The sequence below is a fragment of the Agarivorans sp. Toyoura001 genome, from assembly GCF_005405585.1.
In the GTDB taxonomy this organism is placed as follows: Bacteria; Pseudomonadota; Gammaproteobacteria; order Enterobacterales; family Celerinatantimonadaceae; genus Agarivorans.
The window spans coordinates 438,203-450,582 of the sequence record NZ_BJEQ01000002.1 but is presented as its reverse complement, the minus strand read 5'-3'; the positions used below and the strand labels follow the sequence as shown (position 1 = coordinate 450,582).

Genomic DNA, 12,380 nt, shown 5'->3' with positions numbered 1-12,380 from the left:
CTAAAGAGACTTGTAAAAGAATCGATAGCGATATACAACACGATGAGACCGCACCTGAGTTTAAATATGGAAACGCCCAATCAGGTGCATAATAGAAAAGGCCAGCTACTGGAGCTGGCCTAAAAACCGTCAATCTATTTTAGGACGGGTCATAGCAATTAGCTTTTAGTGAAGAATGCGGGCGCGAATTGTGCCTTCAATCTCTTTCAGTTTGTTAATTGCTTGCTCGGCTTGAGCTGTTTCTACGTCAATCACTACGTAACCAATACTGTCGTTGGTTTGTAGGTACTGAGCTGCAATGTTGATTGAGTCTTCCGCAAAGGCCAAGTTGATTTTGGTTAGCACACCCGGTTGGTTATGGTGGATGTGTAACAAACGGCTGGTGCCGGTGTGCTCTGGTAGCGCTACTTCTGGGAAGTTTACGGCTGATAGGGTTGAACCGTTATCAGAGTATTTAGCCAGTTTAGAGGCTACTTCAATACCAATGTTTTCTTGTGCTTCTTGAGTTGAGCCGCCTACGTGTGGGCTAAGAATTACGTTGTCAAAGCCGCGTAATGCAGACACAAACTCTTCTTTGTTTGATTTAGGCTCGGTTGGGAACACATCAATAGCAGCACCCGCAAGCTTTTTGCTTTCGAGTACCGACACCAATGAGTCAATCTCTACCACTGTGCCGCGAGAGGCATTAATAAGAATAGACCCTTGCTTCATTGCTGCCAGTTGCGCTTCACCAAACATGTATTTGGTTTGTGCCGTTTCTGGTACGTGTAGGCTCACTACGTCGCTCATGGCGAGTAACTGATCTAAGTCTGCAACTTGAGTAGCGTTACCTAGCGACAGTTTGTTTTCAATGTCGTAGTAGTAAACTTGCATACCTAAGGTTTCAGCCAGAATACCTAGCTGAGTACCAATGTGGCCGTAACCAATAATACCTAGCTTTTTACCGCGCGCTTCATATGAGCTGTCGGCAGATTTTATCCACTCACCGCGGTGAGCTTTGGCGTTTTTCTCTGGAATGCCGCGCAGTAGTAATATAATTTCACCTAATACGAGTTCAGCTACGCTTCGAGTATTAGAGAAAGGTGCGTTAAATACTGGTACACCTTTTTGTTGAGCTGCTTTAAGATCAACTTGGTTGGTACCAATACAGAAGCAACCAATAGCTACCAGTTTGTTAGCGGCTGCTAACACACGTTCGTTTAGGTCTGTACGGGAGCGAATACCAATGAAGTGAACATCTTTGATTTTCTCAATTAGTTCTTCTTCTGCTAGCGAGGTTTTGATCATTTCTACATTTTCATAACCCGCAGATTGGAAAGATTGCAGTGAGCTAGGGTGTAAACCCTCTAACAACAATACTTTGATTTTTTCCTTGCCTAACGAATACTTTGCCATGTTTGCTTCCTAATACCCATGTTACCGCTGAGCGGCTAAATTTAGCAAAAAAGCAGCACTTAGGGAATGTAATTTTATTACATCAAAATATATTCACATTGTGAATAATTCACTACTAAAGTCGCAATTGGTGAACTTTATCGCTTAAATATTATGTTTACCTGAAGCTTTACCGAAGTATTCTTTGGTGTGTTGGAATATTTCACAAAAAAAAGAGCGCTTGCTGCGCTCTTTTTTCTCAATGGCTTGCTGGTTTAGCGTTTTTGGGCCCCTTCTGGGGTGCCAATTATCACTTGGTTTGCACCGCGATCTGCAAACAAGCCATTGGTGACTACGCCCACTATGGCATTAATATCTTTTTCCATTTTCACTGGGTCGATGATTTTCATGTTGTACACATCTAAAATCACGTTGCCATTGTCGGTGGTTACACCTTCACGGTAAACCGGGTCACCGCCTAATTTCACTAATTGGCGAGCAACATAGCTACGAGCCATTGGAATCACTTCTACGGGTAAGGGAAACTCACCTAAAATCGGCACTTCTTTAGTATTGTCTACGATACAAATGAACTGGTCGGCAACCGCTGCAATGATTTTCTCGCGAGTTAGCGCTGCGCCACCGCCTTTAATCATGTGGTTATGTTCGTTAATTTCATCTGCGCCGTCTACATATACTGATAGTTCGCTAACGCTATTTAAATCGAACACTTCAATGCCGTAGCCTAGTAGCTTTTCGGTTGATGCTTCAGAGCTAGATACAGCGCCTTGGATACGGTCTTTCATGGTCGCTAAGGCGTCAATGAAATGGTTTACGGTAGAGCCTGTGCCTACGCCTACAATGGTGTCTTCTTGAACATATTCCAATGCGGCCCAGCCAGCGGCTTTTTTCATTTCATCTTGTGTCATTACAGTGCTCCGAGCAAAGTGAAGAGTGGGGTGCCAATAAGCTGGCTAATTTGGCGCGGATTATAACCAAGCGTTGCAATTAACGCCAATTGAGATTGCTGGTTTTTTAGTAAAGCAATATGACAAATTATTCGCTTACCAACGCCAGTGCTTGCTAGGAGTAATTATTTGTTTCAAAGGCTGATCCCAGGCTTGAACGGGCACTTGGTTAATTTGCTGGCAATCATGTGCCATGCCAATTACCAAAGGTTGCTCGCCGTTTATTGTGGCCAATAAACGATCGTAATAACCGCCACCCATGCCTAGGCGATTACCTTGAGAATCAAAGGCGACCAATGGCGCTAGCACTACGTCGAGCTGTTGGCTGGTTGTTACTTGGCTTTTATCAAACACAGGCTCACTAATGCCAAAGCGATTGGTTTGCATTGGGCTGGTGGCTTGATAGCGATGAAAGCACATCTGGCCATCTTGATGTGGGTCGATAAGTGGCACATAAACGTGTTTGTTTTGTTGCCACAACCATTCTATTAATCCAGTGAGGTTTACTTCGCCATCAAAGGCTAAATACAAGGCAATGTGTTGCATATTGGCGATGTTAGGCTCGTGTTGCAGTAAGTCGAGAATCGCTTGGCTAGCTTCTTGCTGTTGAGTGTGGCTTAACGCGCTGCGCTGTTGGCGAACCTGTTGGCGTAATTGCTGGCGAGTATCTGGCTGGGTCATTAACATAACGAGATGATTAAGTAGAACAATCAGTGTGCATGGAGATGGTTAATCAAGCAAGGCCGAGTGGCCACCAAGCCTGAGGTACAGGCTTGGTTGAAGTCACTAGAGGTAAACTAACTAGTCTGCTAACTCTACGTTATGATAAACGTTTTGAACGTCGTCGCAGTCATCTAACATGGCTTGAAATTTTTCAAACATGGCTACGTCGTCGCCGCTTACTGTGGTGTAGTTTTGCGGAATAAAGCTAATTTCTTCCATTTCAAATTCTAGCTCTGGCATAGCCTGAGTCAGCGAGGTTTTCACCTTGAAGTATTCAGTGTGCGGGGCAAATACGGTAATCATGCCGTCTTCACTCTCAACGTCAGTCACTTCTACGTCGTCCATTAAAAGGATTTCTAGAATGGCGTCTTCATCGTCACCTTTAAATGCAAAAATTGATTGGTGGTCAAACATATGAGCCACACTACCTTGGTTACCAATTTTAGATTTGGTTTTTACAAAGGCTTGGCGAACGTCGGTAAAGGTACGGCTGTTGTTGTCGGTTAAACACTCTACTATCACCATACAGCCGCCAGGGCCATAACCTTCGTAAACGGCTGGCACGTAGTCTTCGCCTGCGCCGCCTTTGGCTTTATCAATGGCTTTGTCGATCACGTGGCTAGGCACCTGATCTTTTTTGGCGCGGTCTACTACGCTGCGTAGCTGTAGATTGGCTTCAATGTCGGCACCGCCGTTTTTGGCGATAACATAAATTTCTTTACTGTATTTAGAATAAACCTTGGTTTTTGCACCAGCGGTTTTGGCCATAGAGGCCTTACGTACTTCAAAACTTCTGCCCATTGGGATGCTCTTTTTTATCGATGCTTAAAAATTCTGAGGAGGATTTTACCAGCTGAAACGCAAGGAACAAGGGCTGGCGCGGTTTCAGAGCAAAGAATAAGGCTAAAGTTGCTAAATCGTGAGGCATTTAACTGTTACCCCCTCACGATTTATTGATGTTTAGAGCTGCTCTAGTGACTGTTTACTCAAATAAGCCGGGTTATAATATTTGTCGGCTAAGCTGTGGGGTTCCACCGACTGATAGTTAATCACCGTGCTTTTACTGGTTTGAATACTATCCACTAAGGTCATGGTTTTTACTACGGCGCGGCCTTGTCGTTGGCCTTGTTCAAAGTAAGCTTGCTTGGCGAGTTTTCCTGATTTTAAATATAAATCGGCTTGCAGCGGAAAATTGCTGTCTTGGGCGAGCCATAAATCAATTTTTTGATAACTTGCGCCACTGGTTTTTGCCTCCAGCTTTAAGTGAATCGCCGCCACACCCTTTATGTGTTTGGTCTCGCCCAGTTCACCTTGGTAATCCTCACTCCAAGTTAAGGTAGACACATCACCTACCGAGGCTTCGCCAAGCAGCTTTTGCATTGGCGTAATGCGAATCGGTCGGCGGCTGTTTGGCATCAATAACCAATAGTTATCACCTAACATCAACATTTTTTGTCCTAGTTCCGACTGGGCTTTAAACACCACTAAAGACTCCCGTTCTGGGCGAATATACACGTTGTAATAGTGTTTCTTTTTTAAGGTTTGCTTTTCAAACTGGCTGACTTGAGTGACTATTTTTGCCGAGCTGCTTTGCAGCCGATAACTATCGGCTTCCAGTAAGCGCAGCGTGACCTCATCATTGGCCTGAGCAAAGCCGATTGAAAATAAGCTGCCGAGCAGCCACAACTTAAAGAGACTAAACATAAATAAGTGCCTCGGTGATGGGTTTCTTTAGACCTTTGTTCGCGGCAATAGCCGAGGCTAGCGCACAAATACACACCACGCCGAAGGAGACGATAGCGGCAAGAAACAAAGAGAAAGTAATATGTAAGGGGTAACCTACGCTGCGCCCAGGTGGCGGTGGCATTTGAATATCGGCGAACAGTAGAAACAGCGATACCGACCCACTTAAAAGTAGACCTATTAAGCTGCCGATAACCGCCAGTACAACCGCTTCTAACACAAAACCTATTAGTTGTTCTGAGTTAGCTGTGCCTAGTGCCGACAAAGTGCCAATTTCTCGAGTGCGTTCGGTCACCGACATGCTTAAGGTATTGAATAGCGATACAAATACCACTAAAGCCATGATGATGCCCATTACACCAAAAATGCGGTTATACAAACCTTTCACGGCTTCGTAGAAGAAAGCTTGTTTCCACCAAGGGGTGACTAACAAGCTAGCTTGTTGCTGCTCAACCTGTTGTTTTAATTGTTCTATGTCTTGATTGGCGAAGGCAAATACCGACATCAAACTCACTTTATCGGTGGCTAATAAGGCTTGGCTAAAATCTAATGATACATATACCAAGCGTTTGTCCATTTCTGGTACACCAGTAGAAACAATACCTTGCACCATAAAGTCGTAAGCATTTAGCGCGCCTTCGGTGGTGGTGCTTAATAATGTAATCCAATTACCCGGTTTGGCTTTCATGTTACGAGCGAGCTCCTCGCCTAATAAAACTTGTGGTTGTTCTTGGCGTTCTTCTGGGCTTAGCAGTTGGCCTGCTTTTACATCTAAAAATGGCCCTTTTTGAGTGAACTCGCTGGCGAGAACACCTTGGCCAATAAATATCGCTGATTTATCGCCGTTACTGATCAGCCCACTAAACTCTATTCTCGGTTGTACGGCTTTTATGCCATTAATCGCCATTAACGCTTGGCGTTGCTGTTGCCAGTCAGCTAAGCCGCATTGCAGCGGGAAGTCTTCTTGCTCTGTAAAGTATTGCTGGCTGGATAGGGTTAAGTGGCCGGTATCTCTGGCGGCGGCCTCAGCTAGCGATTGATAGGTGAATAATCCAAAGCCTCCAGCACTGACTAAAGCGAGTACCGCAATGGCGATAATTAACACCGACATCACGCTGCGGCGGCGATTACGTTGCACGTTGAGTAAAGCATGTTTTAAGCGACGCATGTGGCAGTCTCCTTAGCCAGTATTTGTCCGTCTTGTAGTTGAATCAGCCGGCTGCAATGTTCGCTCATACGGCTATCGTGAGTAGCAATCACAAAGGTGGTTTGGTGGCTTTTACCAATGTCTTTCATTAGCTCTACTACCTGATGCGCGGTATGGCTATCTAGGCTGGCGGTGGGTTCGTCGGCGATGACCAAGCGAGGCTTGTGTACCAAAGCGCGAGCCACTGCAATACGTTGTTGCTGGCCACCAGACAGGCGATCAGGTTTTGAGTGTGCAAACTCGGCCATACCCACTGCATCCAATATTTGCATCACTCGCTGTTTGCGTTCGCGGATGGCTACCTGGTTTAGCATGAGTGGGTATTCAACGTTCTCGAAGGCACTCATAACCGGTACCAAATTGAAACGCTGAAAGACAAATCCCAACTGTTGCCTGCGCAGTATCATGCAGTGTTGTGGGTCGTTATCTAACTTGTGACCATCAAAATACAGTTCTCCTTGATAGCTTAGGTCGAGCAAGCCACAAATATTTAGCAGCGTGCTTTTACCGGAGCCAGAAGGCCCACACAAACCAATCATCTCGCCAGTTTGAATTTGCTCGCTGATGTGCTTCAGTGCTTGCTGTTGTATTTGCCCAGTTTGGTAGTACTTAGATACCTGCTTAAATTGCAACATAACTGATCCCTAACCCTTGGCGTGTTGCGCCATTAACTGTTCAGCATTTTTGCCAAACTTGTCGTTTAAGCCACGTTGTTTTAGCTGGCTAAACCATTGTTCGGCGAGCTCTGGCTGCTCGGCATCTAATGCTGCTTCAATGGCGTAGCTAAATACCCAGCTGGTGGCTTGCGCCGGAGATTGCAAAAAACGGCTATCGTTTAGCACTTGTTTAAACAAACTCATGCCTTGTTGTTGGTAGTTAAAAAAGTCGGGTACTTTGGTGAATGTGACCGCAGCAGTTGCTTGCATATAAATGGCCTGAGGCAAGTAGCGATATTGTTGTTGCCATTGCTGCTCGGTAATCATGTTTAAGGCTTTGTCTATTCGAGCCAAGCCATCTTCGGTGTAACTCATTTTTGTCCACGGTAGCCAGGCATCATCTCCCTTAAAAGTTTCGGTGCCGCCTAGGTAAAATAATGTCCAAGGGTCTGTGGGTTGCTGCTGGTGAGCTTGCTGCAACTCTTTATACAGTTGGTCAAGTTGTGAATAGTCACCTTGCGCTGCCTGGTAGTACGAAGCGAGTTGCTGGTCGTTAATACTGGCGGTGGCTGAGTAACTGCAAACGAGTAATAGGCTGGCGAGAGTTAGCGTCTTCATGATCATTCCTTGTCAGTGTGAGGTTGCTGACTAAGGTTACGATTAGCGCCTTGTTTAAACATCTCGATGCGATGAATGGTGACATAACCTGACCAACGGATTGGTTTGCTGATAAGTGAAATCAAACTTTGCCTGCTTCAATAAACACTACCATCAGGCTTTAATTACTCGCTAGGTTTTGGTGTCGCGCTTAGCGGCTGCGAGCCTCATGATTATTCGCACCACCAATTAATAACAAATCGTTATCATTTTTATAAATTTTTATAATTTCCTGTGATTGGCGTTGTTCCATATACTCATCCCATCAAAACAAGTCACGAATTAACAACAGATTGTGGAGCAAATTATGAAAATGAGTCATGTAGGTATCATGGTTGCCGATATGGATAAAGCCGTTGAATTTTACACCAAAGTACTAGGCCTAAAGGTAGTAATGGGTAAAAGCGAAGTCGTGGAAGAGCATGAAACGGCGATTGGCCGTATGTGTATTGCAGTATTTGGTGAAGGGTTTAAAGGTTTTAATATTGCACACCTAGTTACCAGCGACGGTGTTGGTTTTGAACTGTTTGAAATGAAAGATCGTGAACAGCGCCACGAGGTAGATTTTTCTCGCATCGGACTATTTCACTTTAGCCTTGAAACCGATGACTTTGAAGGCGTGATTAAAAAGACCGAGCAGTATGGCGGTAAAGTGAGAATGGACATCATGCGTTATCACCCAGAAGATGACAGCAAGCAAGCTAAAATGGTGTACCTAGAAGACCCGTTTGGCACCTTGTTTGAGCTTTACTCTCATAGCTACGAAGAAACCTATTCTTCTGAGTACGAATAATAGAGAGCAAAAGAAAGGGTTGGCTATAGGCCAACCCTTTTTCGATCTATTTTAGCCACAAGTGTTTTAGCACTACGCCACGATATGAGTGGTTATTTTGGTGGTAACGGAATTAGCAATAAAACATTGCTGATGAGCTTGATGGTGCATCTTTTCCAGCTTTGTGAGGCTAAGCTCTTTATCTGCAAAGCTTACCTTAGGGTTAAGTATTACCTCGGTCATAGCCATTTTTCCGTGTTCATTCATCGCCATTATGCCTACCGCTTGGTCTACATAGCTATTTACCACTAGGCGGTTTTTAGCGGCAATCGACAAGAAAAAAAGCATGTGGCAGCTAGATAAAGACGCGACAAAGGCTTCTTCAGGATCTACGTTCGCCTCTACTGAATGAGGGAGCGGAACCACATGCGGCGAAGAAGATGCTGGCACACTTTGGCCGCCATCAAAATGCCATATATGACCGCGACTGTATTGGTTATCGGTGTAGTTCTCATGCTCTTGGCGTTGCCATTCAATGGTGGCGCAATACTTAGACATCTCACTTCCTTGTATTCATTCACATCAGCTATTTAAGCGCTAGCATGCTGCTCGGAGAATACCGTGTCAATGGATTGCGGTGAGCAATGTCAATGTCATCTTGGCTGAGCTTGAAATTTGTTGCTAACAAGTCGACTCTATTAGATACAGCTGTAAAAGAGGAACGGTAATGTTGAATATGGATTTTAGCCAAGCCTTGGCAATTGATACCGAGCAAATGGATTGGCTAACCAGCCCATCGGCAGGCGTACTGCGTAAACCGCTTGAGCGTGAAGCGAAAGAATCAGGCCACGTGACTAGTGTTGTGCAGTATCACGCTGATTCGTATTTTCCGGAACATCCGCACCCAATGGGCGAAGAAATATTTGTGCTAGAGGGGGTGTTTTCTGATGAACAGGGTGACTACCCTGCGGGTACTTATATCCGTAATCCACCAGGCAGTAAACATAGCCCGTTTAGCAAGCAGGGCTGTGTAATTTTTGTAAAGCTCAATCAGTTCAATACCAACGACCTTGAAGAGGTGAGGGTAGATACCAGAAGTACTGCTTGGTTACCGGGGATAGGAGGCTTACAGGTAATGCCCTTGCATGCCTTTGAACATGAACATGTTGCCTTAGTGAAATGGCCTGCCGGTGAAGTTTTTCAACCCCATAGTCATTTTGGTGGTGAAGAAATAATGGTGTTGTCAGGTGAATTTAAAGACGAGCATGGTGACTACCCTAAACATACTTGGCTGCGTAGCCCGCACATGAGCAAGCACCACCCTTTTGTTGAACAAGACACCATTATTTTGGTGAAAACTGGCCATTTGCCCGTTGAGTAATGAAGGTGTAAAAGCGGTGCCCTAATGAGGAGAGTCGGGCGGGCACCGCCCTTACAAACTTTTTGCCTTGTGCAATGTTGAACGTTTAAGTGTTAGCAGCATTGCAGTAGCTTAATGAGTAATACTTTGTATTAATATTGTATTGCAATTTGTGATGCTGCTTGCAAAACAAACCAAGAAGGGCTGAAAATTAAACAAAGTACCTGTTCAGCGAATTGTCATTCAGTTTATCGGATTAGGGGTAACTCGCTGGAAAGGTAAAGATTCTTGAAGATTGCGGTTGGCTTAAAACGTGGGGGAAGTGTGTATTTTAGTAAAAAATGCAGATGCCAAAGGGACAAATAGTGGCACCTGCAAGTAAACAACGCCTAAAGGATTAGGATTTGCTGTGTTGACGTCGTAAACCTAAAGCGATTAAGCCAAAACCAAATAGCGCGATAGTGCCTGGTTCTGTTACTGATACAATGGCGAACTTACCGTTTAGTGAGCTGCTTCTAACAGCACTGTTTTCGTCACCTAGGTAAGGATTAGACATATTATCGGTAATGTTAAAGTTAAGCTGCCATACTAGATTGTCGTCATTCAACCAAAGCTCGTATAACGAGCCGTAATCGGTGCCAAAGAACCCTTCAGCCAAGGCATCATCAACGGCTTGGTCGTACCAGCTGTAATCTAACGATCCTTTAAGTGCAACATCACCCATTACCGCGGTACCAGAATCAACCACTAGCTGAGCGACTTTAATGCTGTCGCCGTAGACTACTTCGCCACTGACTTGGTCAAAACCTAAAATTTCGCTGTAGCTAACATTGATGTGGCCGCCAGCATCAAAAAATACTTTACCATCGTTATTGAAGTTGCCACCCAAATCGTTGTAGTCAAATGACATCGCCCAGTTGTTACCTAGCCCAGCTGAATACAAAGGCGTATTTGGGTTTCTGAATATGCCTGTCGCGCTGCCATGACCTTCTTCGGAAAAGGTAGAGTTAGCGTTCGGCCCACATACACCCGCTGAACAACTGCCATTTTGTAAGGTAGATTGAGCCTGAACATTGGTTGTAAGGTAGTCTGCTGTGGCCGTGGTATTACCGCCCAAATCTAAGTAAAACGGTACCGCACTTGCTCCACTCGAAGCAGCTAATAGTAATGCGGAACAAAGAGAGGGGAAATATTTCATTTTTATACATTCCATTGGTAAGTTATTGGTATTAATTGATTTTTGCTAAATCAGCAAATATATTGATTCAATTGTCTATAAGCAATAACTGGTCCGATGTTTATAACCTTATAATTATCAAGGGAATTAACTTTTATTTTACACATCAAATATTTATCTTTGTAAAAGAAGCTGACATGCTTTTAATATCAATAGCTTAGTTAAATAGAGACAATGAATATGGCGGTAATAGAGTTACGCGAGTATCGAATACAAGCGGGTAAAACTGAGCAATGGTTGGCGTTGATGAATCAAGAGATTCTGCCTTACCAGATCAGCAAGGGGGTTAAGTTACTTAACAGCTACCTATATCGAGATGAGGAAAACCGAGAGTGGTTTGTTTGGCTGCGTGAATTTGACGATGAAGTGAGCCGCCAAGAGATTTATGAAAATCTTTATGATCAGTGGTGGATAGACAATATTCGGCCCACTGTGTTTAGTCTTATCGAAGAGCAAAGCGTAAAAGTAAGGCTGTTAGCACCCGCTTTTAGCTAGTCGGGTAGGGCATTTTTAATTTGCTGAAGTAATTGCTCAATATTTGATTTTTGGTAGCTGCTTTCTGTGAACACTTGAGTACTTTGCCGTTCAACAACTTGAGTCGCAATGGATGCCTTAATTGGCCGAGGGCTGCTTTCATCACTAAACAACATGGCAACGGCCTGCTCCGATATTTGAGCAAAATCTTGCTTAATGGTGCTTAGCGGCGGGTAAAAATAGGCGCTGTCGGCACTGTCATCAAAGCCTATTACCGCCACTTGTTGAGGCACGTTTAAGCCTTGTTCGTGTAAGGCGCGCAACACTCCTAACGCCATTTGGTCACTGGCTACCAGTACTCCGTTTATGTTTGCGCCATTAGCTAAAGCCTCTCGGGTTAGTTGGTAACCACTGCTGGCTAGCCAGTTCCCTTCCAACTGAGCTACTACGGTAGCTTGGTGCTGGTGGATTTGTTCTAACCAACCCTGCAAACGCAACTGTGAAGCACTGGAGTCACTGGGACCCGTTATCAGCAATAAGCGAGCGCGCTGCTGTTTTAACATTACACTGGCGGCATCGGCCGCCCCCTGCTGATGAGCGGCGCTAACTAGGTTTACCTGGCTATCGTAGGGCACATCAATAAATACAAAATGTAAGTCGGCAAATAACATCACAAGTTGCTCGGCTTCCACTTTGGTAAGCGGCAGATTGACAATAATGTACTCAATGCGTTGTGATTTTAGTTCGCGAGTGGCCTCTACAATTTTGTCAAAGGCGTGTTCGTCTACCACCGACAATGCAATACCGTAGTCGCGCAATTTGGCTTGTTTACGGATGTTGTTGGCAATAATCGAAATACCGTGTAACGACACGTCCAAAGTAATTAGTCCAATTACCATTGATTTAGCCCCACTTAACAGCTGAGCCCCTTTGTTGGGTACATAACCTAGCTGTTCAATGGCCGCATTCACTTTGTCGCGGGTGTCTTGGGCAACATTGCTTGCGCCATTGGTGACTCGTGACACGGTTTGCGTAGATACGCCGGCTAATTCTGCCACTTGTTTGAATGTCACGTTCACCTGTAAATCCCTTACTTCTTCCGACCTAGTTGCTAATAGTGGCAAAGTGTAACACTGCGATCTAAGGAAATCTTATCGATACACCTAAACTGCGAATAAGGCTTCCTATCACTCATATGTTTTCGTAAAC

General features: G+C 44.7%; 14 protein-coding genes. 3 read left to right on the top strand and 11 right to left on the bottom strand.

All coding sequences use genetic code 11. The features are described 5' to 3' along the window. Positions 1 to 165: 165 nt before the first annotated feature. The 8 genes from serA to FFR00_RS05265 all read right to left on the bottom strand — a co-directional run bounded on the left by serA (position 166) and on the right by FFR00_RS05265 (position 7,289). Positions 166 to 1,395, bottom strand: coding sequence for a phosphoglycerate dehydrogenase (gene serA / locus FFR00_RS05300; protein WP_137672322.1), 1,230 nt, complete (start codon positions 1,393 to 1,395; stop codon positions 166 to 168). A gap of 254 nt (positions 1,396 to 1,649) precedes the next feature. Next, entirely contained in the window at positions 1,650 to 2,303 is a 654-nt protein-coding gene (gene rpiA, locus FFR00_RS05295) for a ribose-5-phosphate isomerase RpiA (RefSeq protein ID WP_137672321.1), read from the bottom strand. Positions 2,304 to 2,438: 135 nt separating this feature from the next. Continuing rightward, complete coding sequence (locus FFR00_RS05290; RefSeq protein ID WP_161985095.1) at positions 2,439 to 3,029, bottom strand: 5-formyltetrahydrofolate cyclo-ligase; 591 nt, start codon at positions 3,027 to 3,029, stop codon at positions 2,439 to 2,441. A gap of 114 nt (positions 3,030 to 3,143) precedes the next feature. Next, on the bottom strand, positions 3,144 to 3,866 hold the full coding sequence (locus FFR00_RS05285) for a YebC/PmpR family DNA-binding transcriptional regulator (RefSeq protein ID WP_137672320.1): 723 nt from the start codon (positions 3,864 to 3,866) through the stop codon (positions 3,144 to 3,146). 159 nt (positions 3,867 to 4,025) lie between these two features. Beyond that, on the bottom strand, positions 4,026 to 4,769 hold the full coding sequence (locus FFR00_RS05280; protein WP_137672319.1) for an outer membrane lipoprotein-sorting protein: 744 nt from the start codon (positions 4,767 to 4,769) through the stop codon (positions 4,026 to 4,028). Next, positions 4,762 to 5,976 (bottom strand): FtsX-like permease family protein, encoded by a 1,215-nt coding sequence (locus FFR00_RS05275; RefSeq protein ID WP_137672318.1) that lies wholly within the window; start codon positions 5,974 to 5,976, stop codon positions 4,762 to 4,764. Before FFR00_RS05275 ends, FFR00_RS05280 begins: the two co-directional genes overlap by 8 nt. Beyond that, positions 5,964 to 6,650 (bottom strand): ABC transporter ATP-binding protein, encoded by a 687-nt coding sequence (locus FFR00_RS05270; protein WP_137672317.1) that lies wholly within the window; start codon positions 6,648 to 6,650, stop codon positions 5,964 to 5,966. Before FFR00_RS05270 ends, FFR00_RS05275 begins: the two co-directional genes overlap by 13 nt. 9 nt (positions 6,651 to 6,659) lie before the next feature. Beyond that, entirely contained in the window at positions 6,660 to 7,289 is a 630-nt protein-coding gene (locus tag FFR00_RS05265) for a hypothetical protein (RefSeq protein WP_137672316.1), read from the bottom strand. 346 nt (positions 7,290 to 7,635) lie between these two features. Between FFR00_RS05265 and FFR00_RS05260 the strand changes: the two genes are divergently transcribed. Beyond that, complete coding sequence (locus FFR00_RS05260; RefSeq protein WP_137672315.1) at positions 7,636 to 8,121, top strand: VOC family protein; 486 nt, start codon at positions 7,636 to 7,638, stop codon at positions 8,119 to 8,121. Between the two features lie 72 nt (positions 8,122 to 8,193). Here FFR00_RS05260 and FFR00_RS05255 read toward each other — a convergent pair whose 3' ends face one another. After that, positions 8,194 to 8,658: an OsmC family protein gene (locus FFR00_RS05255; RefSeq protein ID WP_137672314.1), complete on the bottom strand. Its 465-nt coding sequence runs from the start codon at positions 8,656 to 8,658 to the stop codon at positions 8,194 to 8,196. 169 nt (positions 8,659 to 8,827) lie between these two features. Between FFR00_RS05255 and FFR00_RS05250 the strand changes: the two genes are divergently transcribed. Next, a complete protein-coding gene (locus FFR00_RS05250; protein ID WP_137672313.1) occupies positions 8,828 to 9,481 on the top strand; it encodes a cupin domain-containing protein in 654 nt (217 codons plus the stop codon). A 376-nt stretch (positions 9,482 to 9,857) separates the two neighbouring features. On the opposite strand, the gene FFR00_RS05245 is transcribed toward FFR00_RS05250, so the two are convergent. Then, positions 9,858 to 10,658 (bottom strand): PEP-CTERM sorting domain-containing protein, encoded by an 801-nt coding sequence (locus FFR00_RS05245; RefSeq protein ID WP_161985094.1) that lies wholly within the window; start codon positions 10,656 to 10,658, stop codon positions 9,858 to 9,860. 213 nt (positions 10,659 to 10,871) lie between these two features. Here FFR00_RS05245 and FFR00_RS05240 point away from each other — a divergent pair, with 213 nt between their 5' ends. Continuing rightward, positions 10,872 to 11,192, top strand: a complete 321-nt coding sequence (locus FFR00_RS05240) for a hypothetical protein (RefSeq protein ID WP_235836160.1) — start codon at positions 10,872 to 10,874, stop codon at positions 11,190 to 11,192. Here FFR00_RS05240 and FFR00_RS05235 read toward each other — a convergent pair. Further along, positions 11,189 to 12,250, bottom strand: coding sequence for a LacI family DNA-binding transcriptional regulator (locus FFR00_RS05235; RefSeq protein ID WP_137672311.1), 1,062 nt, complete (start codon positions 12,248 to 12,250; stop codon positions 11,189 to 11,191). The two genes, FFR00_RS05240 and FFR00_RS05235, sit on opposite strands and share 4 nt — an antisense overlap. Positions 12,251 to 12,380: the final 130 nt, after the last annotated feature.